The organism is Flavobacterium algicola (assembly GCF_022399565.1).
Taxonomy (GTDB): Bacteria; Bacteroidota; Bacteroidia; order Flavobacteriales; family Flavobacteriaceae; genus Flavobacterium; species Flavobacterium algicola.
Map to the genome: position 1 here is coordinate 482,602 of NZ_JAJTUT010000001.1, position 24,236 is coordinate 506,837.

25 protein-coding genes are annotated in these 24,236 nt (G+C 34.9%); 7 read left to right on the forward strand and 18 right to left on the reverse strand.

All coding sequences use genetic code 11. The features are described from left to right. Nucleotides 1–101: 101 nt before the first annotated feature. Entirely contained in the window at nt 102–1,625 is a 1,524-nt protein-coding gene (locus LXH21_RS02095) for a DUF4394 domain-containing protein (RefSeq protein WP_239862325.1), read from the reverse strand. 251 nt (nt 1,626–1,876) lie between these two features. Between LXH21_RS02095 and LXH21_RS02100 the strand changes: the two genes are divergently transcribed. Further along, the gene (locus LXH21_RS02100) at nt 1,877–2,356 is read left to right on the forward strand and encodes a hypothetical protein (protein WP_239862327.1); all 480 of its coding nucleotides are present in this window, start codon (nt 1,877–1,879) and stop codon (nt 2,354–2,356) included. 135 nt (nt 2,357–2,491) lie between these two features. Here LXH21_RS02100 and LXH21_RS02105 read toward each other — a convergent pair whose 3' ends face one another. Then, nucleotides 2,492–3,499, reverse strand: a complete 1,008-nt coding sequence (locus tag LXH21_RS02105; RefSeq protein ID WP_239862329.1) for a 2-hydroxyacid dehydrogenase — start codon at nt 3,497–3,499, stop codon at nt 2,492–2,494. Nucleotides 3,500–3,858: 359 nt separating this feature from the next. On the opposite strand from LXH21_RS02105, the gene nadA reads away from it, so the two are divergent. The 4 genes from nadA to LXH21_RS02125 all read left to right on the forward strand — a co-directional run bounded on the left by nadA (nt 3,859) and on the right by LXH21_RS02125 (nt 9,036). Beyond that, nucleotides 3,859–4,788: a quinolinate synthase NadA gene (nadA, locus tag LXH21_RS02110; protein ID WP_239862331.1), complete on the forward strand. Its 930-nt coding sequence runs from the start codon at nt 3,859–3,861 to the stop codon at nt 4,786–4,788. Continuing rightward, nucleotides 4,788–6,320, forward strand: coding sequence for an L-aspartate oxidase (nadB, locus tag LXH21_RS02115; protein WP_239862333.1), 1,533 nt, complete (start codon nt 4,788–4,790; stop codon nt 6,318–6,320). Before nadA ends, nadB begins: the two co-directional genes overlap by 1 nt. Before the next feature lie 136 nt (nt 6,321–6,456). Then, entirely contained in the window at nt 6,457–6,771 is a 315-nt protein-coding gene (locus LXH21_RS02120) for a DUF6660 family protein (protein WP_239862335.1), read from the forward strand. Nucleotides 6,772–6,864: 93 nt separating this feature from the next. Further along, entirely contained in the window at nt 6,865–9,036 is a 2,172-nt protein-coding gene (locus LXH21_RS02125) for a TonB-dependent receptor (RefSeq protein WP_239862337.1), read from the forward strand. A gap of 45 nt (nt 9,037–9,081) precedes the next feature. On the opposite strand, the gene moaA is transcribed toward LXH21_RS02125, so the two are convergent. The 13 genes from moaA to LXH21_RS02190 form a co-directional block, all read right to left on the reverse strand. Continuing rightward, nucleotides 9,082–10,086: a GTP 3',8-cyclase MoaA gene (gene moaA, locus LXH21_RS02130; protein ID WP_239862340.1), complete on the reverse strand. Its 1,005-nt coding sequence runs from the start codon at nt 10,084–10,086 to the stop codon at nt 9,082–9,084. Beyond that, nucleotides 10,076–10,990, reverse strand: a complete 915-nt coding sequence (gene moaCB / locus LXH21_RS02135; RefSeq protein ID WP_239863646.1) for a bifunctional molybdenum cofactor biosynthesis protein MoaC/MoaB — start codon at nt 10,988–10,990, stop codon at nt 10,076–10,078. The genes moaA and moaCB overlap by 11 nt, the downstream gene beginning before the upstream one ends. A 230-nt stretch (nt 10,991–11,220) precedes the next feature. Further along, nucleotides 11,221–11,667, reverse strand: a complete 447-nt coding sequence (locus tag LXH21_RS02140) for a molybdenum cofactor biosynthesis protein MoaE (protein ID WP_239862342.1) — start codon at nt 11,665–11,667, stop codon at nt 11,221–11,223. A 5-nt stretch (nt 11,668–11,672) separates the two neighbouring features. After that, the gene (locus LXH21_RS02145; RefSeq protein ID WP_239862343.1) at nt 11,673–12,728 is read right to left on the reverse strand and encodes a HesA/MoeB/ThiF family protein; all 1,056 of its coding nucleotides are present in this window, start codon (nt 12,726–12,728) and stop codon (nt 11,673–11,675) included. A gap of 100 nt (nt 12,729–12,828) precedes the next feature. After that, on the reverse strand, nt 12,829–13,071 hold the full coding sequence (locus tag LXH21_RS02150) for a MoaD/ThiS family protein (protein WP_239862345.1): 243 nt from the start codon (nt 13,069–13,071) through the stop codon (nt 12,829–12,831). After that, nucleotides 13,068–13,637, reverse strand: coding sequence for a molybdenum cofactor guanylyltransferase (mobA, locus tag LXH21_RS02155; protein ID WP_239862347.1), 570 nt, complete (start codon nt 13,635–13,637; stop codon nt 13,068–13,070). Before mobA ends, LXH21_RS02150 begins: the two co-directional genes overlap by 4 nt. Nucleotides 13,638–13,683: 46 nt before the next feature. After that, nucleotides 13,684–14,427 (reverse strand): sulfite exporter TauE/SafE family protein, encoded by a 744-nt coding sequence (locus LXH21_RS02160; protein ID WP_239862349.1) that lies wholly within the window; start codon nt 14,425–14,427, stop codon nt 13,684–13,686. A gap of 2 nt (nt 14,428–14,429) precedes the next feature. Continuing rightward, the gene (locus tag LXH21_RS02165) at nt 14,430–14,759 is read right to left on the reverse strand and encodes a winged helix-turn-helix domain-containing protein (RefSeq protein ID WP_239862351.1); all 330 of its coding nucleotides are present in this window, start codon (nt 14,757–14,759) and stop codon (nt 14,430–14,432) included. A 179-nt stretch (nt 14,760–14,938) separates the two neighbouring features. Beyond that, entirely contained in the window at nt 14,939–16,111 is a 1,173-nt protein-coding gene (locus LXH21_RS02170; RefSeq protein ID WP_239862353.1) for a molybdopterin molybdotransferase MoeA, read from the reverse strand. A 390-nt stretch (nt 16,112–16,501) separates the two neighbouring features. Beyond that, nucleotides 16,502–17,485 (reverse strand): transporter family protein, encoded by a 984-nt coding sequence (locus tag LXH21_RS02175; protein ID WP_239862354.1) that lies wholly within the window; start codon nt 17,483–17,485, stop codon nt 16,502–16,504. A 5-nt stretch (nt 17,486–17,490) separates the two neighbouring features. Then, on the reverse strand, nt 17,491–18,531 hold the full coding sequence (locus LXH21_RS02180) for a cytochrome-c peroxidase (RefSeq protein ID WP_239862356.1): 1,041 nt from the start codon (nt 18,529–18,531) through the stop codon (nt 17,491–17,493). Nucleotides 18,532–18,625: 94 nt separating this feature from the next. Further along, nucleotides 18,626–19,405, reverse strand: coding sequence for an MbnP family protein (locus tag LXH21_RS02185; RefSeq protein WP_239862357.1), 780 nt, complete (start codon nt 19,403–19,405; stop codon nt 18,626–18,628). A gap of 113 nt (nt 19,406–19,518) precedes the next feature. Then, a complete protein-coding gene (locus LXH21_RS02190; protein ID WP_239862359.1) occupies nt 19,519–19,887 on the reverse strand; it encodes a hypothetical protein in 369 nt (122 codons plus the stop codon). A gap of 365 nt (nt 19,888–20,252) precedes the next feature. Between LXH21_RS02190 and LXH21_RS02195 the strand changes: the two genes are divergently transcribed. Together LXH21_RS02195 and LXH21_RS02200 are read left to right on the forward strand one after the other, a co-directional pair. Next, nucleotides 20,253–20,579 (forward strand): hypothetical protein, encoded by a 327-nt coding sequence (locus LXH21_RS02195; RefSeq protein ID WP_239862361.1) that lies wholly within the window; start codon nt 20,253–20,255, stop codon nt 20,577–20,579. Nucleotides 20,580–20,741: 162 nt separating this feature from the next. Then, nucleotides 20,742–21,107 (forward strand): hypothetical protein, encoded by a 366-nt coding sequence (locus LXH21_RS02200; protein WP_239862363.1) that lies wholly within the window; start codon nt 20,742–20,744, stop codon nt 21,105–21,107. A gap of 87 nt (nt 21,108–21,194) precedes the next feature. Here the strand turns inward: LXH21_RS02200 and hemL are convergent, their stop codons facing one another. From hemL to LXH21_RS02215, 3 genes are read right to left on the reverse strand one after another with little or no spacing between them, the layout of a single operon-like run. Next, the gene (hemL, locus tag LXH21_RS02205; RefSeq protein ID WP_239862365.1) at nt 21,195–22,481 is read right to left on the reverse strand and encodes a glutamate-1-semialdehyde 2,1-aminomutase; all 1,287 of its coding nucleotides are present in this window, start codon (nt 22,479–22,481) and stop codon (nt 21,195–21,197) included. Between the two features lie 15 nt (nt 22,482–22,496). Further along, nucleotides 22,497–23,243, reverse strand: a complete 747-nt coding sequence (locus tag LXH21_RS02210) for a glucosaminidase domain-containing protein (RefSeq protein WP_239862367.1) — start codon at nt 23,241–23,243, stop codon at nt 22,497–22,499. Next, a complete protein-coding gene (locus tag LXH21_RS02215) occupies nt 23,236–24,132 on the reverse strand; it encodes a 1-aminocyclopropane-1-carboxylate deaminase/D-cysteine desulfhydrase (protein WP_239862369.1) in 897 nt (298 codons plus the stop codon). Before LXH21_RS02215 ends, LXH21_RS02210 begins: the two co-directional genes overlap by 8 nt. Nucleotides 24,133–24,236 lie beyond the last annotated feature (104 nt).

The window sequence follows — 24,236 nt, forward strand, 5'->3', positions numbered from 1 at the left end:
GGCATCAATACTATTGACTTTAAATAGTAAAAGGTGAATGACGAAAAAAAAAAAGCCGTCTCAACAAGAGACGGCTTTTCATCGTGCAAAACCAGTAAACCTTAAAAACCTAGACCAACTGCCATAGCGGTAGCTTGAATAGCTACATCAGTAACTTTGGTTGCAGCTCCTGTGCTGATATTAATGGTATAAATTGAATTTACACTACCAACTTTTAATAATGCATAAGCTATATTGCTGTTTCCTCCAATATCAAAACCATTGTCGGCTTCGATATTTACTCCCAAGTTACCTAGTGAAACTAGTGTACCATTATTTGGTGGGTCTTGACGAAATAATATATCAGATTGAGAATCCAACACAAATAATGTTGTAGTTGTTGCTCCTGCAATATTATTTGCATAGGCAGCACCGCTTACAAATGGCGTACCTGGATTTAAATTTCCATCAATTGCAGCTACAGTGCCCAAGTCTGGGTGTAGGCGCAAGTTTTGACCCGTATTACTTACCAGTCTAATTCTATCTACTGTTGGATTAAAATCAAATCCAAAAGACGTTCCTGATAATGCAGGAACAATACTTGAACCAATCACTGTCAATGCACCAGATGATGTATTAACAGAGAATAATCTACTTTGATTAGAAATGGCATATAGACCACCATTTGCAGGTCTAAAATCCAATCCTACAATCGTCTCATTTGCCGCTAATCCTGTAAATGTTGATGTATTACTCACACCATTCATTGGATTAAATCGCACTAATAAATTGGAAGCCGTGGCAGCATATGCAACAGGATTAGTTTTAAAAGCTATACTAATTACAGATGCTGTAAAAGTACCAACATTAACTGCTTTACCACTTGTTAAGTCAATAGTGAACAAACTAGAAATACTGTTGTTATTTGTTACCGCCAAAGCAAGGGAGTTATCTGGTAAAATATCCATATCACCTGTACCTTCAAAATTAACACCCAGGCTACCTACCAGCTGCAGACCACCATCGTTTGGAGGTGTTTGCAAATACAATTTATCCTCAGCAAAATCGATATCATATAACATTGTTGTCGTTGCACCAGCAATACTATTTGTATATGCTACAGCTCCGATTTTAGGACTGTTTCCTCCATTAATTGATCCATCAATTGCAACAACAGTACCTAATTCAGGATGCAACCTTAGATTTTGACCTGACTCGGTTACCAAACGCACTCTGTCTACTGTTGGATTGAAATCTAACGAAGCATTACTACCAACAAAAGCAGGAGTAAAAGCTGCTGTACCTAATGCTGTTGCCGAGCCACTATTCTCGTTTATAAAATAAATACGGCTAGAAGATCCTAGCGCATATAATTGACCTGTAGCCGGTCTGTAATCGATACTAACTATATTCTCTGAAGCAGGCAAACCAACAATTGGCATTGTTGATGTAGCCGTCTTCAAATTTTTTGCATTGTATGTCAAGATTGTATTATTACTTGCTAATGCAGTAAAATTTACATCTGGAGCTACAGCGGTAGCAGAATCGTTACTATTATTATCATCGGAACATGATACAGCAATAAAAGACATTAGAACTAAACCTACTATAGATTTAAAACCTGGATTGATGGAATTTTTTTTCATTTCGATTATTTTTAGTTATACGTTCATTTACGAATGATTTGAACAAACGGTTTTACTTTTTCTTAAAAAAAGCCAAAATTTAACTGTAACGCTGCGTTTTTATCCTTACTATCTCTTCATTCATAGGCATTCACAGTGACTTTAAAAATGTTTGGTTTTTTTATTGGAAATGAAGTATTTCACAAATTATTCATAACAACTAAACTATTCTGTTTTGTCAGGGTCTTATATAAAAACAAAAAAACACTAAGATGAAAAAGATGATTACCACGGCATTAATAGCTGTTATGAGCTTAACATGTCTAGCACAAGCAAAACACGAAAAACAAGGAAAGCGTGATGGGCACCCAATGGAAAAATTCACAACAGAACAGCGCAATCAATTAATGTTAAAAAAGATGACATTGGAACTTGATTTGACTAGCTCACAACAAAAAGAAATGAGCAAAATGATTGCAGAAGAAAGTGTGAAAATGGAAGCTCATCGAGCGGAAAGAAAAATCAAGAAAGAAAAGTTGACTTCTGACCAAATGTTTGAAATGAAAATTAAAATGCTAGATGAGCAGATTGCGAAGAAGGCAAAAATGAAAAAAATTCTTTCTTCAGAACAATACGTTCAGTGGAATAAATTAAAAGATCAGCACCACAGAGGAATGCGTAAGCATCATTCAAAAAGTGATAAAGGAACAAATAGCGATGGGACGAAAAAAGAACGTGAAATAAAAAAATAAAAGAATTTTTCACACCGTACATCTCTTTAAAGTTAAGGGGTTTGACTTATAGCATTAAGTCAAACCCTTTTTTTTTTTACTTTCGAATTACTTCTAAATATAATAACCTCCAGTATTTTACATTTGAGTAAATTCTTAATTTAATAATGCAGCATTATTCTCCAGGTCTTTTTGTGCCAGTAAATTAGTAATATTTTTCAAAGTTGTTAATGCAATTTGAGTAAGCGCTTCATTTGTAAAAAAAGCTTGATGAGCTGTTACCAATACATTTGGAAAACTCATCAAACGTTGAATATCATCATCTTGAATTATATCTTCTGAAAGATCTTTAAAAAACAACTTTTCCTCCTGCTCATAAACATCAATACCTAGGTACCCAATTTTAGATTTTTTTAAATCTTCAATAACGTCAGGAGTATTAATTAAAGCTCCTCTACTAGTATTTATTATCATGATATTCTTCTTCATGATCGAAAGAGAATCGGAATTAATGATATGCTTGGTTTTTTCATTTAATGGACAATGAAGCGAGATGATATCAGCACTTTTAAAAATTGTATCTACGGATTCATATTGCACGCCCAGTTTTTCTAAATCTTCATCTTTATTTATATCAAAAGCAAGTACTTTACATCCAAAACCTAAGACAATTTTAGCAAATGCTTTTCCGATATTACCTGTACCAATGACACCGATAGTTTTTCCGTGCACATCAAAACCTAGCAATCCGTTAAGTGAAAAATTTTGCTCTCTTACACGATTATATGCTTTATGGGTTTTGCGATTTAAAGTTAATATCATTGCCATAGCATGTTCAGCAACAGCTTCGGGCGAATAAGAAGGTACTCTACAAACGCGGATACCTGCTTTTTTGGCGGCATCTAAATCAACATTATTAAAACCCGCACATCGTAGTGCTATAATCTTGACTTTTTTTCGAGCTAATTCTTCAATTATTTCTGCATTGACTATATCATTTACAAAGACGCATACAACATCACTATTTTCGACAAGTTGTATTGTTTTAGAATTCAATTGCATTTCGATAAAATCAAGGTCAAATCCAAAATCAGCATTGTATTTTTCGAAAAATAATTTATCGTAAGGCTGTGTAGAAAAAAAAGATATTTTGACTGATTGCATAATAATAGATATAAGTTTATATGTCAGTCTAAAAGTACTCAAAAATCGATTGTATGGAACAATATTTCTAGTTAATATAAGCACTTTAAACTTTCCTCGGGTACCGAAAATAAAATGTATATTAGCCCGCCTTTGAATAAGTACCTCAAACAAAAATGACATTATAAAGAATTATCATTATCTGATCGTGTTATTCTCAACAAGTATATTTAAAATTGAGGTGTAATAGTCGTGATAAATCCAACAAAATCACATTTAATTTTGTATTTTGTACTTTAATACACTTCTATTTATGTGTATATTTGTAACTCATTTATAATTGCCTTAGCAAATCATAAAAACAATAAAATTGATTAGGAATGAAAGATCTTAAAGAAAAAATATTAGCCTTGAAAAAAGAAAAAAATGCGGTGATTTTAGCGCATTATTATCAAGAATCTGATATTCAAGATGTAGCCGATTATGTTGGGGATAGTTTGGGACTGTCTCAAGAAGCTGTCAAGGCTGAAGCTGACATCATTGTTTTTGCAGGAGTACACTTTATGGCCGAAACTGCCAAGATTTTGAATCCGTCAAAAAAAGTTATATTACCAGATGCAAAAGCAGGTTGCTCACTTGCAGATGGTTGCCCACCTGATGAGTTTAAAAAATTTACCGATGCACATCCAGATCATGTAGTTATAACCTATGTTAACTGTTCTGCAGAAGTAAAAGCATTAACTGATATAGTAGTAACTTCATCAAATGCGGTAAAAATTGTTAATTCAATTCCGAAAGACAAGCCAATTATCTTTGCTCCAGACAAGAATTTGGGAAAATACGTCATGGAAGTTACAGGTCGCGAGATGCTACTATGGGACGGATCATGTGTAGTTCACGAAGCCTTTTCATTAGAAAAATTATTGGATTTATACAAACAGCATCCTGATGCAAAAATTATAGCACACCCAGAGTCTGAAACTCATATTTTACAGACTGCAAAATATATTGGTTCTACAGCCGGTATGATTGACTTTGTAAAAACTGATAGTAATCATAAATATATTGTAGCAACCGAAGCAGGAATACTGCATAAAATGCAACAAGAAGTTCCTGATAAAATATTAATTCCTGCACCAGCAAAGGACGATAACACTTGTGCTTGTAGCGAATGTGGGTACATGAAAATGAATACTTTACAAAAATTATACAACTGCTTATTGAATGAGTCTCCAGAAGTAACTGTTCCGGAAGATATCATTGCAAAAGCGTTGATTCCTATTGAACGAATGCTGGAATTATCTAAATAATGATCAAAACCAATTACTTAATTGTAGGATCTGGAGTAGCAGGTCTAACTTTAGCTTTAAAAATAGCCAACCAGTTTCCAGAGAAAACAGTTACCATTGTAACCAAAGCTACTGCGGACGAATCCAATACGAAATATGCTCAAGGCGGTATTGCGATTGTAACCGATAAAATTGGAGATTCATACAACAAGCACATCGAAGATACTATAATATGCGGAGACGGTTTATGCGACCCCGAAGTAGTAGAAATGGTCATCAATGAAGGCCCAAAACGACTCAAGGAATTGATCGAATGGGGAGCAATGTTTGATAAAAATATCGAGGGTACACTGGATCTAGGTAAAGAAGGTGGACATTCTGAAAACAGAGTCGTACATCACAAAGACCAAACTGGTAAAGAAATAGAAAGAGCGATTTTAAGCCAAGTGCAACTTAAAACTAATATTGATGTCCTTCCGCATCATTTTTCTATTGATTTAATTACAAAAGACAACCGCTGTTTGGGCGCCCACGTTCTTAATCAAAAAACAAAAGATATCATCACCTTTAGTTCGGATTTTACCGTTTTAGCTACGGGAGGAATCGGACATCTATACGGCCATACTACCAACCCTGTTATCGCTACGGGTGACGGAATTGCAATGGCATACCGTGTGAACGCTGAAATAAGGGATATGGAGTTTATTCAATTTCATCCTACATCGTTATACACTGATTCTACTGGTCCTTCTTTTTTAATATCAGAGGCTGTGAGAGGTTTTGGAGCCCATTTACGCACGAAAAATGGTCATTTATTCATGCCAGATTATGACGTGAGAGGTGACCTTGCTTCTAGAGACATCGTTTCTCAAAGTATCGAAAAAGAGTTGGCCAAAACCGGTGATGAATGTGTGTACCTTGATTGTACACATCTAGACATGGAAGCTTTTATTAAGCATTTCCCAATGATTTACAACCGATGTAAAATGGTTGGTTTTGACCTAGCCAAAGATTGGATTCCTGTAGTTCCTGCTCAACATTATATTTGCGGCGGTATTGCTGTAGATCAATCAGGTAAAACATCTGTAGAAAATTTGTTTGCTTGTGGTGAATGTTCCCGAACTGGCTTACACGGAGCTAATAGATTAGCATCCAATTCTTTACTAGAAGCATTGGTCTATTCTGACAATATTTATGATTATTGGAGTGAGAATGAATTTCCTGAATCACAATTTGAAGGGGAAGTTAAAGATTGGGGTGATAATAAAAAGTCTCGAATTGATGTAAATTACATAACTGAAACCAAAGAAGCATTACAATTACTAATGCGTCAGAATGCAGGTATCGTACGAAATGATCATGATTTAAAAATAGCTCAAACAAAATTGGAAGAATTAGAATCTGAAGTTAAAAAAGCTACCGAAGACTATCAAGTCAATGCTAACTTATGGGAACTCTACAATTTGGTAATTATCGGAAAAATTATAGTTAACCAATCTATTGCTCGAAAAGACAATAGGGGTGGGTTTGTAAAAACAGACAATACATTGTAAAAAAAAAGAGAGAAATTTAAATTCTCTCTTTTTTTTTGCCATAACTTCAAATTTGGTTCTGTTTTCTAAAAGTAGTTGTAGAGAAATAAACCTCAAGTTAATTTAGAAATTCCACATAAGACCTTATCTTTGTCCTGTGAAAATATTATCCATTTTACTAGCTGTCTTTATTTTGGCCCTATCCGGCCAGACTTGTTGTATTGACGACAACTGTGATGATGAATCCGCTACAGTAGCAACGGAGCAAGCAGATCACAATGACAACTGTAATGGGACTTGTTCTCCTTTCTTCAACTGTGGTACTTGCACAGGTTTTACTTTTCAAACTTTTACTTTTGGGATTTCAGAAGTAATAAGTGATCCTTTCGAGACAGCAACAGTTTCAAGCTATGTTCCGCAACTAGTGCCACAATTCAATCATACTATTTGGCAACCACCAAAAATTAGTTAATTATCTTTTTTTTCATGTTTACACATGAACTTTTTATTGCAGGTATTCACTATCTCAATAGGACTTCTATATACATTAACTAAATTTTCGATAATGAAAAAGAATATTTTGCTGTTTGCTATTTTATGCAACATCACAGCTTTATTTGCACAAAACAGTTTTAAAGCTACTGTAAAAAACAAAGAAACCAATCAAATTTTAATCGGCGTTACTGCTGCTGTCAAAGACTCCAATATTGGAGGCATTACAGATGCAAGCGGAAATATCGAACTTACCAATATACCCGATGGCCAACAAACCTTAATTTTTACTTATGTCGGTTATGAACCCTATGTAGGGGTAATTGATTTTCCGCGTAAAAGTAACGATGCTCTAATTATTTTTCTCGAAAGCGAAGGCGAAGAGCTAGACGATGTGGTAATTACCTCAACGCGAAGCAGCAGAACGTTTGCTAACAATGCTACGAGAATAGAGACTATTGCAGGAGAAGAGCTGGACGAAAAAGGAAATATGAAACCAGGAGACATTCGAATGCTACTGAATGAAAGCACCGGAATTCAAACACAACAGACTTCGGCAACTAGTTACAATTCTTCTATCCGTATACAAGGTCTGGATGGAAAATACACGCAAATCATTAGAGATGGATACCCTTTGTATTCAGGATTTTCTGGAGGTTTGAGTTTAATGCAAATTGCACCATTAGACTTAAAACAAGTTGAAGTTATCAAAGGTGCCAGTTCTACACTTTATGGTGGAGGCGCCATTGCGGGACTTGTCAATCTTGTTTCAAAAACACCAACAGAAGAGCGAGAGCTAAGCTTTATCTTAAATGGAACTTCTGCGCTAGGTCTTGATGCTAGTGGATTTTATTCACAAAAATTCGACAAAGTAGGAACAACAGTTTTTGCATCTTACAATCTAGGAACTCCTTATGACCCTGCAGATATAGGTTTAACAGCTATTCCAAAATTTAATCGTTTTACGGTCAACCCAAAATTGTACCTTTATTTTAATGACAAATCGACATTAAATATTGGATTTAATAGTACTGTAGAAAGCCGCACTGGTGGTGATATAGAGTATATCAAAGGAAACGGAGATGATGTTCATTCGTATTTCGAAAAAAACAACACCAACCGCTTTAGTACTCAATTGGGCTTTGATCACATTATTAATGAGCAATCAAAATTCACATTTAAAAATAGTTTCAGTTTTTACGACCGTGACATTTCTATACCAGATTATAGTTTTTCGGGTAAGCAACTTTCATCATTTGTAGAGGCAGATTATAATTACAATACAGATAAAACAGAATGGATTGGTGGCCTAAATTTATGGACAGACCAATTTACTCAAGATAAAATAGCTACAACAAATGCTGTAGATTACAAATACACAACAGTTGGAGCTTTTATTCAAAATACTTGGAACCCTAGCGATAAACTCGCAATCGAAACTGGTTTAAGAGCCGATTATCAAAATGAATACGGCTTTTTCCTGTTGCCACGTATTTCTGCTTTACTACAGATTACTCCCAAATTAAGTACCCGACTGGGCGGAGGACTTGGTTATAAAACGCCAACTGTTTTTACCGAAGATGCCGAGCGAATTCAATTTCAAAATGTATTACCCATAGCAACGGCTTCAACCGATGCAGAAAAATCAATTGGAGCAAACTTTGATATCAATTACAAAACACACTTAACAGACCAACTTTCACTTAGCATTAATAGTTTACTTTTTTACACCATAGTAAATGACCCATTAGTTTTAGTAGCAAATTCTAGCAACAATTATGAATTTCAGCAACCAGAGGGGTATATCGATACGAAGGGAATAGAAACCAATATCAAATTTTCCTACCAAGATTTCAAACTTTTTATTGGTTATACACTTGCAGATGTAAACGAGCATTACGACGGCACAAGCAGTACGTATCCACTCGTTGCCAAACACCGATTGAATAATGTTTTGATGTATGAGATTGAAGATAAGTTAAAAATTGGTTTAGAAGCATACTACTTCAGCCCTCAAAAACTAAATGATGGTACTACTGGACAGCAGTATTGGTTGGGTGGTCTTATGATAGAGAAGTTATGGGAACACTGCTCCATTTTTATAAACTTCGAAAATCTAACCGATACACGACAAACTAAGTTTGGTAGCATTTATACAGGTACGATTACAGATCCTACTTTTAAAGACATTTTTGCTCCTGTAGATGGCTTTGTAATCAATGGAGGATTGAAGATCAAATTATAAAGTATAGTACAAAAAAAGAACATCGTAATGATGTTCTTTTTTTGTTTATCCGCCAATCTTAATCATGCTTCTATTTTGAGAAAATAAAGCTGGATTCTGAAATTTGGCATCATCATCCATACCTCCACGCATGGCATGCTTGGATTGAATATTTTCCGCTAGCAAAGGTTCGATCGAGTCACCTGCTCTTAAAGTTTCTAGCAAGGAAGTTTCGGTATTAGAGAACAAACAATTCTTTAATTTCCCGTCTGCTGTTAATCGTATGCGATTGCAAGTACTACAAAAAGGATTTGTCACCGAACTGATAACCGAAAAACTTCCCTTGTAGCCTGCTATTTTATGATTCTTGGCCGTATCGTTTGGTTTGTCAACAAGCCTTTCTACTCTTGTTATTCCGTAATTATCATTGGCCTGATTAATAATTTCAGCGTAAGAAACCAATTTTTCCTTATTCCATTTATTGCCATCAAATGGCATGAATTCGATAAAACGAATCATAATGTTACGATCTTTTGTCAATTCGATAAAATCAATAATTTCATTGTCATTAAAGCCTTTCATCACCACAACATTCAATCTTAAATTAAAATCATGTTTGTACAATAGCTCCAAATTTTCCCAAAACTGGTCAAAATAATTACGACGTGTTATGAGGTTGAACTTTTCTTTATTCAAACTATCAATACTCACATTGAGTCCTGTAATGCCCGCTTCCTTAAAAGTATCAATAAAATCATGAACTAAAATCCCGTTGGTTGTAATAGTCAATTCTACACCCAATTTACCGAGGCGTCTTATAACATCTTTGGCATCTTTGCGTACCAAAGGCTCACCACCGGTCAATCTTATTTTGGTTACACCCAAATTTACAAATGTTTCTGCAATGGTCACAATCTCATCTGCATTCATCAAGTGCGGTTTTGGTGTTAACGAAATCCCTTCTGCAGGCATACAGTACGTACACCTCAAATTACAATGTTCTGTAATCGAGATACGCAAATAGTTATGGCCGCGACCGTGTGTGTCCTGCAAAATTTTGTTAGGCACCATGATTGAATCCGTTAAGTATTTTGAATAAATGTAGAATCGAAGGAAAAACAGCATCCATAGATTCACTTGCTCCAGCCGTAGATCCTGGTAAAGCCATGATCAAAGTAGTTCCTTTAAAACCAACTACCGAGCGTGATAACATTGCATAGGGTGTTCGATCTTGTCCATAAGCACGAATGGCTTCTTCGATTCCAGGAATACGGCGATCCAGCATTGGTATCACAGCCTCTGGAGTAACATCACGATTTGATAATCCTGTGCCTCCGGTTAAAATTATTAAGTCTGTTTTACTTTCACATAAATCAGTTATCGCCGATTGAATATCCAAAACCTCATCTGGAATAACAGTATAATTGGAAACGCGGAGTCCCAGATTTTTGACCTTATCCAAAATGACCTTCCCTGCCCTATCTTCTTTCTTCCCGCTAGACACACTGTCTGAACATACAATGACAGAAACTCCCAAATCGGGTACATCATTTTTGCCAAAATCAGACTTCCCTCCCTTTTTATGTAACAATTTGATATTTAAAATTTCTACTTGCTTATCAATTGGCTTCAACATATCATACATTGTTAAAGCTACAATCGAAGCTCCGTGCATAGCTTCTACTTCTACACCAGTTCTGTAAATTGCTTTTACAGTTACTTTTATCAATATAGCATCTTCCTGAAATTCATATTCGATTCCGGTAAACTCAATCGGCATAGGATGACAATCTGGTATTGAATTCGAAGTGTTTTTAACAGCAAAAAGTCCTGCTGTTCTCGCAACTTCAAGCACATCGCCCTTAGGAACAGTCTTATTTATAATCGCCTGCATTGTCGCTTGAGCGCCAACTTTTACAATAGCTTGTGCCGTTGCAGTGCGTTGTGTAATAATCTTATGTGTAATATCTACCATTTTTTTGCTTTTGGCTATTGGCACTTGGCTTTTAGCGCTGTTGTAAAAATATTCTTTTGGGCGTGTCCCTACGGGTCGGGCTTTTCGTTTCAATCTTTTTTGGGGCAAAAAAGCCCCAGAAAAGGATTTCCACTATAATCCCTCACGCAAACCCTAATTTTATTCAAGTTCAGTTGAAAATAAAAAAGACTCCTTTCAAATTTCTAACCACTTAATTAGCCTTAAACCTTCTAAGAATTTTCTTTCCAAATATAACTTTCATCTTCAAAAATTTCTTTTCCAAAAATAGCGACACTCTTTTTTATCTCTTCCACCAAAAACTCCAGTGCTTCATAAACAACCTTACGTCTTGGAGCCGAGACAAATACAAACAAGCAGATTTCACCTGCCTTAACAGTACCTAGGCTGTGGTATATATGCATGCAAGTCAACTCATATTTAGCAAAAGCAGCTTCTCTTATTTCATAAAAAGATTGTTCCGCCATTTCTTCATAAGCCGTATATTCAATTGCGGTTACGGTTTTCTCATCAATAACATCCGCACGAACTTGTCCCAAAAATATATTATGTGCACCTATTGATGTCTTCGTTTGGTGTTTTGCAATCGAATCACCAATAAACGTTGATGAAATCTGACCCTGAATAAAGGAACTTTTTTTAGGTTTCTCTCCTGCCATACTATTTATTCTTTATATTTTTCTACTGATTGAATTCCTTTTTCTAAATGAAAAACAGTTTCAAATCCTTGTTTTTTTAATAATTCTAATCCCATTAGACTTCTCTGTCCTGTATTACAAAACAAAATGACCGCTGCAGATTTATCCATTGCTTGGCAATAGGTTTCTAATTTTTCAAGCGGAACCTGCATGACATTCTCCCCTACAATCAAAGCTGGACTGTTAGCTTGGCGAACGTCTAAAACAATAACATTCTTCTGCTTTATTTTTTCTAAAAAAGTATTTTCATCTAGCTCTTCGAGTTCCTGTTTTTGGTTGTAGAGTAAGCTACCATTGATATAGCTCTTTTCAATCTGCTTTGCGTTTCTTGCATAATTAATTATTTGAGTATGAAATTGCAAAGCATCATAAAGCATTAGTTTCCCAGATAAAACGTCGCCAATTCCTAAAATAATTTTTAATACTTCAGTCGCTTGAAAAGCACCCAATGTATTTGGCAATACTCCTAGAACCCCCATCACTTCGCAATTTGGTGTCTGCTGTACGCCTTCTTTTTCAGGAAAAAGACAACGGTAACATGGGCCATTATTGTAATTGAAAACCGATACTTGACCTTCAAAGCGATAAATTGAAGCGTAAACAACTGGAATCTTATGATAAACTGCGACGTCGTTGATGAGATAACGCACTGCAATTGTATCTGTGCAATCAACAATTATATCATAGTCAACTACGGTTTCCATCGCATTCTTTCGATTAAAAAATTGCTTGTAGCTCTTTATTTCAACATCCGGATTCATTTCGGCTATCACTTCTGCCGCAACTGCTGCTTTACTTTGACCAATGTGCTTGTGGTTGTATAATAACTGACGGTGCAAATTTGATTCTTCAACAACATCACCATCTACCACTCCTATATACCCAACACCGGCTGCTGTCAAATTTTGTAAAACCGGACAGCCCAAACCACCAGCACCAATTACCAAGACACGAGCCTTTCGTAATTTCTGCTGACCTATATCTCCAACTTCAGGAAGTATGATTTGACGGTTGTATCTCATTTAAATGTGACCTTTATGCTAATTGATTTTACCCGATTTTATTCTATATATTTAACGATATTATTCTGAAACTCATGTCAGCACTAAGTTATTATTGCTATCATCCTCCTGCAAATGGAGGCAAAAAAGCAATAATATCTTGCTCATTTAAAAATGTTTCTTCTTCGACCATAGTTTGATTTACAGCAATCGAATAAGTTGTTTTTTTTAAATCAGGATAATTATTTTCCATCAACAATTTTAGAGAAGCTACAGACATTTTCCCTCCATCCAATTGCAATTTTTCTTCCTTCTTATTGGTGATATCAGCAATCAAACCAAAATATTTGGTATTTATAATCATGATTGTATGTTTTTATATTCTTCTGGAGTATTGATATTTTGTATTTGTTTGCTCCATTTTTCCGGTACGTCGAGAGTTTGATGCGATAATTCGTCAATTAATCGACGTAATTTTAATTGATTACCCGCTATGTGTTCACCACAAAGCGTGTTGCATGAGCGATCATAAATTGCAATCAACGGACTCGCTTTCTGACCAACCTTAAGCTGAGTCATCATAAAGCCATCATCATGTGATTTAGCCAACCAAGCTAATAAATCACTAGAAACTAGCGGAGTATCAACACTCAATATAAAATTAAATTTAGTTTTAGAATGTTTTAATGCCGTATAAATTCCACCCACTGGACCTTTATTATCTATTAAATCCTCGATTCTAGGAAATCCTAACTCATCATAATCTTCATTAGAAGATACAATAACAATATTTTCTCCTACTAAAGGCTTTAGCGCTGTACAAATATGACTTATAAAAGTTTCTCCATTCAAAGTCAGAAGACCTTTGTCTGTTCCCATTCTCTGGCTTTTTCCACCAGCCAAAATGTAAGCTGTATACTGTTTCTCCATGATCTAATTCTTTTATTAAAAAATCCTATTAAATAAGCAATCCTCTTTAAGCCGTGACATACAACTTATAGATTGCAATCGCCAAAACAACAGCCAGCACATTTTTGAGTACGACAGAGTTGAATTTTTTACTGCCATAATAAGCACCAAAAAAACCACCAACAAATACAATTCCGACTAATGGCAATGATGATTCAGGTAAAGCGCCACCTTTGGATAAAAAACCTGTAATTCCAGAAATAGAATTGACTAAAATAAATAATGCCGACACTGCTGCCGTCTGTTTCATTGTTCCCCATCCCATTAAAATAATAACAGGACTCAATATGATTCCGCCCCCAATTCCAATTAAACCAGACAAGAACCCAATTACAGCCCCCGCGATTAAAGCACCGTACAAATTTAGTTCTCTTACTTCCTTTTTTTCTTTTCCCAAAAGCCCTACCAATCTCATGACAGCAAATATCAAAACAGTTGCCAATATAATTTTATAATAATAGCCAGAAACCGAAATATATCCTCCTAGAAATGAAAAGGGGATGGAGGTTATTGCAAAGGGATAAAACAATTTCCATTTGAATTCTTTTTCTCTGTAATAAAAATAAAATGAAACTCCAGACACCAAAATATTCAGTACTAAAGCAGTGGGTTTCATAAATGTTTCCGGAAAAGCAAAAGCACTCATTAAAGCCAAATAACCACTAGCACCGCCATGACCAACACTAGCATATAAAAAGGCAACAATTGGTAATAGTACCAACAACAAAGGCATATCAAACAAATTAATCATAATTATAAATCATATTTCTTAAACTCCTTATCCAAAAACTCCCAACAATTTGCATTGATAGCATCAAAAGATTCAATTAACAACTTGCCATAGGCCGTTAATACAGTTCCGCCGCCTTTGTTTCCTCCAACTTGCGTTTCAATTAAAGGATGTTTTGCCGATTTATTAGCGCCATCAACTAATTTCCAAGCTTTTTGATACGATAGTTCCATTGCCTTGGCCGCTTTATTGAGCGAACCCGTTTCTGCGATAAGTTTCAATAATTTGACACGCCCTTCGCTAATTAGAATACCCTCTTCTGTCTCAATCCAAATTTTACTTTTTATTTTCAAAGCGGGCTTTTTTACCGTTATACTTTCACAAATATAACGAAACCTTTATTTACAAAAAAACAAAAAGGCCATAACCTTTGTGATTATAGCTTTTAGAAAGTACGTTATCTATTTTAATTAAAAAATTAATGGCGTCTGAATTTTATATTTTAAATAAAAATTAAATACTTCTGTATCAATTATTTAATTACATAAACTTCTACCGAATCTCCTTCTTTTAATTCATAACCTCCATCTTCGACGTACATTAATCCGTTTGAGATTGCAAACGTATTTAACATGGAAGAATTCTGATGAGTTAATACAGTAACTTCATCCCCTTGAATGTGGGCTTTTAAAAACTGATTTCGGGCATTACTTACCGTAAAATCATGGGTTAATTTCTTTGAGAATGTTTGTCCGTAATCAAGTTCGTGACCCGAAATCATCTGTAAGCTAGGTAACACATATACATAAAAGCACGTAAGTGATGCAGCTGGATTTCCTGGCAAAGCAAAAATCATTTTATCATTTAGTTTTCCTGCAAAAAGTGGTTTCCCTGGTTTTTGCTTCACTTTATAAAAAAGCGTTTCTACATTTAATGCTTCAAGTGCTTTTGCAACAAAATCATAATCCCCAACAGAAATTCCTCCCGAAATTAGGATCACATCATTTTCCTCCAAAGCCTTTGCTATTTTATCCTTGGTGTTTTCAAAATTATCATTTACGTTGTAAGTATTGGTACAGTCATAAAAAGCTTCTTCGAGCGCAACTTCAAGCATAACTGAATTACTCTCATAAATTTTACCATACTCCAACGGAAGTCCGGGTTTCACCAACTCGTTTCCGGTTACTAGAATTCCGATTTTTGATTTTCTAAATACTTTTACATGAGTCAATCCTATTCCAGCCAAAAAACCAATGCAGGCCGCATTAAGTACGGTTCCTTTTTGGAGAACTACAGCACCCTTTAGGTTTTGTTCTCCCATGGGACGAATATTCATCTCTATGGTAGGATGCTCCTCTAATTTCAACTTATTTCCAGACACAGTTACTTTCTCAATTTGCATCACCGCAGTAGCAGAATCTGGAACGGCTGCACCTGTAAAAATCTTTACCGCCTGTCCAGCTTTTAGCACAACATTATGGCCATCACCTGCTTTTATTTCGCCTACTATTTCATAATCCAGACCATCGTAAAGTCCGAGTGCAAAGCCATCCATTGCCGATTGTCTGAAGGGAGGCATACTTATGGGGGCAATCACATCTTCTGCTAAAACTTGTTTTTTAGCTTTCGCCAAAAGCAGTTCTTCTATTTTAGGATGGGGTAAATTATTTTTTAGAATCGAAAAAGCTTCTTGAATAGTGACCATAACTAAGTTTTAGTAATATGCTTTCAAAAATACGATTCCGTTTTGGATTAATTTACTTGATTCGTTGCAAACTTTCACAGAAAAGTCGGTTATGATATCCTAATTGTAGCTTTAAATTATAATAATGTATTTAGTCATACATGACCCCTTATTAATTTTAATCTAATTGAAATTTGATTCTGAAATAAATTAAATTTCACGACTAAACTGCGTGAAGGATGGAAGCGGCATCCTTTTTTTGGGCATTTTTTTTGCCGAAAAAAGATACAGCGTACAGCCTGAACAGTAGGTCCCGATACTTCGGAATGACGAATGGGCAAGCCCAAAAACGTAAAAAAACCTGTAAGCTCCATTGATCTTACAGGTTTAATATATCTTTAGTTTCTTATTTTAAAGCGAATAATTAAGATTTAATCCTAGTCGGTAATTGGATTTCATTAAACCACCCGCCAGATTTTGATTGATTGGTAACATTACATTAGCACCTAAACTGAACTTATCACGACCCACTTCGATTCCGATTTTACTAAAAAAGATATCACCAGAAGTGTTAGGTAGTGATTGTCCTAACTGCCAGTTGGATTGATACACTTCTCCCGCAATACCAAGTTGTGGCACATAAGTCATTTTATCTGACTTAATCATATAAAAAAGTGTTGAACCATAATTAAACTGATTCCCAAATTGATAATTCTTCTTATTTTCAGTTTTGAGGTTGTAATTCAACATAGAATTAAGACCCCATTTTTCCCAACTTAATTGGTGCTCTGCAAGTAATAAATAGTCCAAACTACCTGTTCCTACCTGAAAACCTTGATTTACCAGACCTGAATTACTAGAAGCATCAAATTTACCTGTCGGCAATTTAACTCCTCCCCCTAATTGCAAGCGGTTGTAAATTGTTATTGTGTCCTTCATTGTTTCAAAAACAGTATAAGTTGCCATAACTGTGATATCTCCCAGACCACTTATATTTTCTGAGCCCGCCGTAAATTCTCTAGTGTGATCTTGATAAGGAACTAGTGCCGTAATTTGAATTTTTGGAGATAATGGAATTCTAGCCCAAATTTGAGTGGTATTAAAGTTCTCATCAATCCACGGTGAATTTGAAAAATAACCTTCACGACTGCTATAACTTTGATAAAAATAACGCACCCCAACAAAATTGTTATCTATCATTGAACTGAAACCCATACTACCGCCAGCTGCCGAGCATCCGCAAGCATCACAATCATCTTCCATCATAGCGGCATCAAGCTGCATACTTTGAAAAGTAAACTGACTAACTGGCTTAAAAGGTGTTGGCGCTGGAGCTGCCATAATTCCTTGCAAAGTCATGAGGCAAGAAATAAGTACTATTACTTTGGTATTCATACTATTTAATATTCTGAAAATCGTTTATCAGTAAGATATTGATTGTCGGTTAATGTTTTTAGAAAAGCGATTAATTGTGTCTTTTCTATTGTTGATAAAGCGATCCCTATTCTACTATTTTGTTTTAAAATAGGATCTAAAGTTGCGGAACTAACTACGCCTGAATTATAATGTTCTAATACCAGTTCGAGCGTACCAAAACGTCCGTCATGCATATAAGGTGCCGTCTTCTCAATATTTCGCAAACTTGGCACTTTAAATTTATAATAATCAGCTGCATCCTCTGTTACGCGGTACCTGCCGATATCATTTATTTGCGGATTGACAGCTAAACCGTTATTTCTGAAACTATCGTCTGTCATCAAATCGGTAGCATGGCAAGAGGCACATTTTGAATTAAAAATGCTGTAACCCGCTACTTCATCTGCTGTAAAATCACCTCCCGATTCATTACGTCTGTACTTGTCAAATTTAGAATTTGAAGAAACGATCATTACCATAAATTGCGACATTGCTTTGAGCATATTCTCTGCGTTTATCTCCCCCCCTACAAATGCTTGTTTGAATAATGTTTGGTATGTTTTATCGGCCTTCATCATCGCCATGATAGCAGTGAGATCGCCATTCATCTCAATTTCGCTAAGCAAAGGTATAATTGGCTGCGTGTCTAAATTGGTTGCTGCTCCATCATACATAAAAACAGATTGAAAAGCGAGATTCTGGATTGGTGGAGCATTTCGAGTTCCTATACCTTCGTCTACTCCATGACTAAAAGTATGCCCGTGATGTGTAAATGCATTTTCTTGAATGTGACAAAATCCGCAAGACACTAATCCGTCAGACGCCAATCGACCATCATAAAAAAGTTTTTTACCTAATTCAAAACCTTTTTCAGTGGGTGGATTGAGACTTATGTTATAGGCCAAGGCAGGAAAATTTGACGGCAACTCAAAAGCTAATGGTAAATTTACATAACTGGAATCGTCATCATCAGTACAGCCGACTACAGCTAGCAACAAAAAGAAATACAAATACTTTATATTCATTTTATTTCGTTTAAACATAATACAGTAACCTATGATCATCAAAAGAAAACCATAGGAATTACTGTAAAATAATTAATGTTTGTTGAATGCCGAATTAGTCGTTGTGTACATGATCTACTCTAAACATTTCGGTAATGTTTTGCGTAATATTAACTAAATCAGAACCTCCCATGATAGTTGCTTTCTCACTTAATTTAAACTTAGTAGACCCGTCAACAATTTTACCCAAATCCACGATAAAATGTACCGCTGGTGTAATTGTAGTTCTCACTTGAGCATTGGTTGGTAAATCAAGTGAAACCTCAGCATAGTTATAGTTTCCGCTAGATTGACCATTGTGAATTTTAAATTCAGTTTCAGTCGTTACAGTTGGAGAAGTAAATACTCCCTCAAAAGCTAAAAATTTATAACCTGCAGACCAAGACCAAGTCATTCCTGCAGCACTAGCCGTAGTCAAGAAATCACCTTGCCCTGTAATACCTAGGTCATATTGTTCTTTATCAACCCCGATACCAAATTTCACACTGCTGTAATCACCTGCTGGAATATCGGTAAGCGTAATGCTCTGCCCCCCGGTCGTAGACTCATCAATAATAAAATAGCTTTCGCTTTTTGGATAAGTATATACAGTCCCATCTGTAGTTGTTAAGACCACATTACTTATAATGTATTTGATTGTGTTTACTTTTATAACTTCACTACTTGAAGTAGTATATCCTTGTGTGCTTAAAATTAAATCACTATCACCAAAAGAGTTGTCATACTTCAAAGTTAAACTTCCTGTTCCCTCTATAACATCATCATCACTAGTACACGATACTGCAAAAACGCTCATTGCCAAAATAGCAATAACTCTAAATATTTTATTTTTCATTTTAATTTTATTTCTTTTTTTATAATTTTTTTTTTACAATAATAAATACCACCATAAACTCTTTGTGATAAAATCATAAACAGCAATAGTCGCAATTAGCCTATAAATTATAATTAAGAAATGGGAGGGTGAAACACCAAAGAAGTATCTAAATAAGAATACAAATTGTGATACGAGAATGTATCTTTATTGATCTGGTCTATTGCAAAAGTATTGATCGAAAAAGCATTTACATCTTCAAAGAAAAGTTCTCCTATTAGTTTTACGCTTTGCTTTTTATCGGAAGTTTTATCTTTATTTTCATCAGAAGCTTTCGCAAGTTCTTTCATCAAATGACATTTACCATTACAATGAAGCTCTGGTTTTGCTTTGTTCTCACAAAGCACCTGAGAAATATAATCGTAATTAACAATATAATCCAATACTGGCAAAAAAGGTTTTGCAAGTATAAATACAATTAATAAGATTAAAGATTTTTTCACGGCGCAAAAATACAATTTTAAACTAAAATTTAATAGTAGCTAGCTAATTTTAACATAATGAAAATTCTAGCTTCGCATGTATTATACTCAACAATTTTTATTTTTTTTAACAACGTCTTGTAAACTGCCATATTATTTTAATTAAAAATCAAAATGCAACCTTTAAAACTACCACTTATGCAGTAAATGCTGTCTAAGAAGTGAAAAATAGTTTTAAATTATATTAATTTTTCGATTCAAAATTTAACTAGCATTTTAATTTTTCAATTCGAAATATAAATACATTTATCATGATGCAATATTGATATTTAAGACAAGTACAACTAGCAATCAAATCTCAAAAATTACACTTTAAAATTACTCAAATGAAAAAAGTATTTATCGTAGCTTTATTAGCTATGAGCTTAACTGGATTTGCTCAAAAGAAAGTAGGAGCCGAAAAAATGTTAGACAAAATGACGACTGAGTTGTTACTAACTCCCGATCAACAAAAGCAAGTTAGACCATTTTTTGAAGAACAGGCAGCATTAAAAGCGGACACTAAAGCGAATCCAAGTCATGAAGAAGCGAATAAGGCCAAATCGAAAGAAATTGGAAAAAAAATTAATGCAGTACTTACTGATGATCAAAAACAATTAAATAAAGTAATTAAGGAGAAAGAAAAGGCCGCTAAAGAAGCTGCTGCTCAATAAAAAATTTAATGTTTTCAAAATTAATATCCTGCCTTGAGCAGGATTTTTTATAAGAAGCCAAATTAGCGTAAACATTAATTTTATGTTAATAATTTATGAGTCATTAAACCTTTCTTCTATTGTATTGTCTTATACCTATTAAACAACTTAAAAAACAATAAAATGAAAAAATTATTTATCGTTGCTCTTTTAGCAATTGGACTTACAGGTTTTGCTCAAGGTGGAAATAAGAAAAAAGGTCAAGAAGTAAGTACTGAAATGCGTCTTAAAAAAATGACTGAGGAATTATCATTAAATGCTGACCAACAAGCAAAAATGGGTGTTGTTTTGGAAGAGCAAGCAGCAATCAAAAAAGCCATGAAAGAAAATCCAGACAGCAGAGAAGAGAACAAAGAAAAAATGAAAGAATCTGGTAAAAAAGTAAAAACGATACTAACTCCTGAGCAATTCGAAAAATGGAAAGCTAGTATGGATAAAGGAAAAGGCGAAGGCAAAAAGAAAAGAGATGGTGCCGAACCAATGGAATAATTAATTTTTGATATGCTTACTAACGAAAAACTTCCAGTAATTTTAAATTACTGGAAGTTTTTTATTTTATACAAAATCACTTTACTTTTAAAAAGTTTTTGATACTTTATCTATTGCTTGAATAGTAAAATCTAAATCATCATAGGAAAGTGCATCAGTAATAAACCAAGTCTCATAAGCTGAAGGTGCGATGTAAATTCCTTCTTGTAATAATCCATGAAAGAATTTCTTAAAAGTTTCGTTGTCACCGGCAGCTGCAGTTTTGAAATCTACTACAGGGGTAGCATCAAAATGAACTGATATCATAGAACCAATTGTATTAATAGTAAAGACTACACCGTTTGCACGCAAAACTTTTTCTATCCCTGCTGCTAAATAAGCTGTCTTATCTGCTAGGCGTTGAAATATTTCAGCATCTTCATTCAAGGTTTGCAACATTGCCAAACCAGCTGCCATTGCTAGTGGATTACCTGATAAAGTTCCTGCTTGGTAAACTGGTCCTATTGGAGCTAAATAATTCATGATTTCGTTACGAGCTGCAAAAGCACCAACAGGTAAACCTCCTCCAATTACTTTTCCAAAGCAAACTATATCAGCATCAACATTAAACAATTCTTGTACACCACCCTTTGCTAATCTAAAGCCGGTCATTACCTCATCAAAAATAAGTAAGATTCCGTTTTCTGTGCATAGCGTACGTAAACCTTCTAGAAAACCTTTTACGGGTGGGATACATCCCATATTACCTGCAACAGGTTCTACAATAATTGCTGCAATTTCACTTTTATTGGCTTCTATAACAGATTTTACATTTTCTAAATCATTGTAATTTGCGAGCAAGGTATCTTTTGCGGTTCCAGCAGTAACACCAGGGCTATTTGGAGATCCAAAAGTAATCGCTCCACTACCTGCTTGAATCAAAAATGAATCTGAATGTCCATGGTAGCAACCTGCAAATTTGATTATTTTATCGCGTTTTGTAAAACCTCGAGCAAGACGAATAGCACTCATACAAGCTTCCGTACCCGAATTCACAAAACGTATTTTATCTATATTAGGAACCATTGCAACTGCCAAAGCTGCAATTTGTGTCTCTAATTCTGTTGGCATACCAAATGATGTACCTAATTTTGCTTTTTCGATTACAGCATTAACTACCGGCTCAAAAGCATGACCCAAAATCATCGGACCCCATGAATTAATATAATCAATCAAACGGTTTCCGTCTTCATCATAAAGGTAAGCACCTTTAGCACTTTTTACAAAGATCGGTGTTCCACCAACGGCTTTAAATGCTCTCACAGGCGAATTAACACCACCTGGAATTACTTTTTCTGCTTCAGCAAAAAGCTGACTACTTCTTTTATATAACATTGCTTGAAAGTTATTTTAGTTTATTTTTAGTTTCTGTCCTATAGAAATTGTATTGTCTGAAAGATTGTTTTTTCGAATTAAATCATCAACTGATACATTGTATCTTTTTGATATAGAATATAATGTATCTCCTTTTTCTACCTCATGAGTATTGTTATTACCTCTTTTGGTTGATGTAGGTGAATAGTTTCTTCCTAAAACTTGCGCATCATATTGTGATAAATCGTATGTTTCAATATACGTAATTAATTTGCTTGGGTACCTTGTATCTGTTGCATAACCAGCTGCGCGTAGTCCTTTTGCCCATCCTTCATAATCATCTTTTTTCAAATTAAACAAACTAGCATATCGGCTGCCGCTGGTTAAAAAAACAGCATGATCCTCATAAGAGTCTGCTGGGTTACGGTATTTTCTAAAACATTCTTGCCTCTTATCGTCATCATGATATATTGTCTCACCCAACCAGTTATTATGACATTTGATTCCGAAATGATTATTTGCATCTGCAGCCAATTCACTTCTACCCGCTCCCGATTCCAAAATTCCTTGAGCCAAAATAATACTAGCCGGAATTCCGTACTTTTTCATATTACTCATAGCGACACCTTTGTATTGATCTACATAGCCATTAACCACTTGGTTTCTTGACATGGTACTCGAACTGGAATTTCTACTTTTCTTGGAAGTTGATGTTGTCGATTTTGAAGAGTGACAACTTACGAAGGTCACTAATGAAAGGACTAAAACGAATTTCTTAATCATGAATTTGTATTAAAGGTAATTTTTTGTTTTTCAATTTTGTATTCATTCCTGCTACGCCTTGTAAGCCGCCTGTATGTATGAGGAGTATTTTGGCATTTTCTTGAAAATAGCTTTTCTTAATCATCTCCATGATTCCAAATACCATTTTTCCTGTATAAATAGGATCCAAAGGAATTTTTGTTTGTTTATAGAAATCATTTATAAAAGTGACCAATTCTGGGGTTATCTTACCATAACCGCCAAAATGATAGTCATGAATCAATTCCCAATTGTTGTTTTTTACAAAAGTACAAATTTCATCTTGTAAAAAATCGCCTTTTAAAGCTGGAAAACCCAAAACTTTTTGATGCGGCAGCGCACTGTCAATGATTCCCGAAATAGTTCCGCCTGTTCCTACCGCGCAACATACATAATCAAAGTCGGCATCATTCTCGGTTAGAATTTCTTTGCAGCCATCAATGGCCAATGCATTTGTACCCCCTTCTGGAATTAGATAAAAGTCTCCCCATTTTTTTTTCAAATCATCTATAAAACTAGACTCTTCCTTTAAACGGTAGTTCTCCCTAGTGATAAATTCAAATTCCATTCCGCATTCTTGTGCAAATTTAAGTGTGGGATTGTCTTGAATTTTGCTTGCCAGTTCCTCACCACGTATGAGTCCGATTGTTTTAAAACCTTGCTCTTTACCAGCAAACGCAACAGCTGCAATATGATTCGAATAAGCGCCACCAAAAGTTAGCAAAGTAGCTGCTCCTTCCTCTTTAGCTTGCAGTAAATTGTATTTTAGTTTTCGAAATTTATTACCTGAAATAAAGGGATGAATCAAGTCTTCACGTTTGATAACAACCGTTATATTTTTGGGAAACGCTAAATTTAAGGACTGATTCAATTGGAAGTAGTTTTTACAAAGGTATCATCAAAACGTAAAAAAGGAAACTTTTATTTGGTATATAACATAATTTTATTCTTTGATTTCAAAAATGTGCTTGCCGA

What these genes read in the sequence shown, in the direction of transcription:
- LXH21_RS02170 (WP_239862353.1), bottom strand. Translation starts at nt 16,111, where the DNA reads ATGGTCACTATTCAAGAAGCTTTTTCGATTCTAAAAAATAATTTACCC.
- LXH21_RS02210 (WP_239862367.1), bottom strand. Translation starts at nt 23,243, where the DNA reads ATGATTAAGAAATTCGTTTTAGTCCTTTCATTAGTGACCTTCGTAAGT.
- LXH21_RS02150 (WP_239862345.1), bottom strand. Translation starts at nt 13,071, where the DNA reads ATGATTATAAATACCAAATATTTTGGTTTGATTGCTGATATCACCAAT.
- LXH21_RS02095 (WP_239862325.1), bottom strand. Translation starts at nt 1,625, where the DNA reads ATGAAAAAAAATTCCATCAATCCAGGTTTTAAATCTATAGTAGGTTTA.
- moaA (WP_239862340.1), bottom strand. Translation starts at nt 10,086, where the DNA reads ATGGTGCCTAACAAAATTTTGCAGGACACACACGGTCGCGGCCATAAC.
- hemL (WP_239862365.1), bottom strand. Translation starts at nt 22,481, where the DNA reads ATGTTATATAAAAGAAGTAGTCAGCTTTTTGCTGAAGCAGAAAAAGTA.
- LXH21_RS02160 (WP_239862349.1), bottom strand. Translation starts at nt 14,427, where the DNA reads ATGATTAATTTGTTTGATATGCCTTTGTTGTTGGTACTATTACCAATT.
- LXH21_RS02100 (WP_239862327.1), top strand. Translation starts at nt 1,877, where the DNA reads ATGAAAAAGATGATTACCACGGCATTAATAGCTGTTATGAGCTTAACA.
- nadA (WP_239862331.1), top strand. Translation starts at nt 3,859, where the DNA reads ATGAAAGATCTTAAAGAAAAAATATTAGCCTTGAAAAAAGAAAAAAAT.
- nadB (WP_239862333.1), top strand. Translation starts at nt 4,788, where the DNA reads ATGATCAAAACCAATTACTTAATTGTAGGATCTGGAGTAGCAGGTCTA.
- LXH21_RS02105 (WP_239862329.1), bottom strand. Translation starts at nt 3,499, where the DNA reads ATGCAATCAGTCAAAATATCTTTTTTTTCTACACAGCCTTACGATAAA.
- LXH21_RS02125 (WP_239862337.1), top strand. Translation starts at nt 6,865, where the DNA reads ATGAAAAAGAATATTTTGCTGTTTGCTATTTTATGCAACATCACAGCT.
- mobA (WP_239862347.1), bottom strand. Translation starts at nt 13,637, where the DNA reads ATGGAGAAACAGTATACAGCTTACATTTTGGCTGGTGGAAAAAGCCAG.
- LXH21_RS02175 (WP_239862354.1), bottom strand. Translation starts at nt 17,485, where the DNA reads ATGAATACCAAAGTAATAGTACTTATTTCTTGCCTCATGACTTTGCAA.
- LXH21_RS02195 (WP_239862361.1), top strand. Translation starts at nt 20,253, where the DNA reads ATGAAAAAAGTATTTATCGTAGCTTTATTAGCTATGAGCTTAACTGGA.
- LXH21_RS02140 (WP_239862342.1), bottom strand. Translation starts at nt 11,667, where the DNA reads ATGGCAGGAGAGAAACCTAAAAAAAGTTCCTTTATTCAGGGTCAGATT.
- LXH21_RS02185 (WP_239862357.1), bottom strand. Translation starts at nt 19,405, where the DNA reads ATGAAAAATAAAATATTTAGAGTTATTGCTATTTTGGCAATGAGCGTT.
- LXH21_RS02180 (WP_239862356.1), bottom strand. Translation starts at nt 18,531, where the DNA reads ATGAATATAAAGTATTTGTATTTCTTTTTGTTGCTAGCTGTAGTCGGC.
- LXH21_RS02145 (WP_239862343.1), bottom strand. Translation starts at nt 12,728, where the DNA reads ATGAGATACAACCGTCAAATCATACTTCCTGAAGTTGGAGATATAGGT.
- moaCB (WP_239863646.1), bottom strand. Translation starts at nt 10,990, where the DNA reads ATGGTAGATATTACACATAAGATTATTACACAACGCACTGCAACGGCA.
- LXH21_RS02200 (WP_239862363.1), top strand. Translation starts at nt 20,742, where the DNA reads ATGAAAAAATTATTTATCGTTGCTCTTTTAGCAATTGGACTTACAGGT.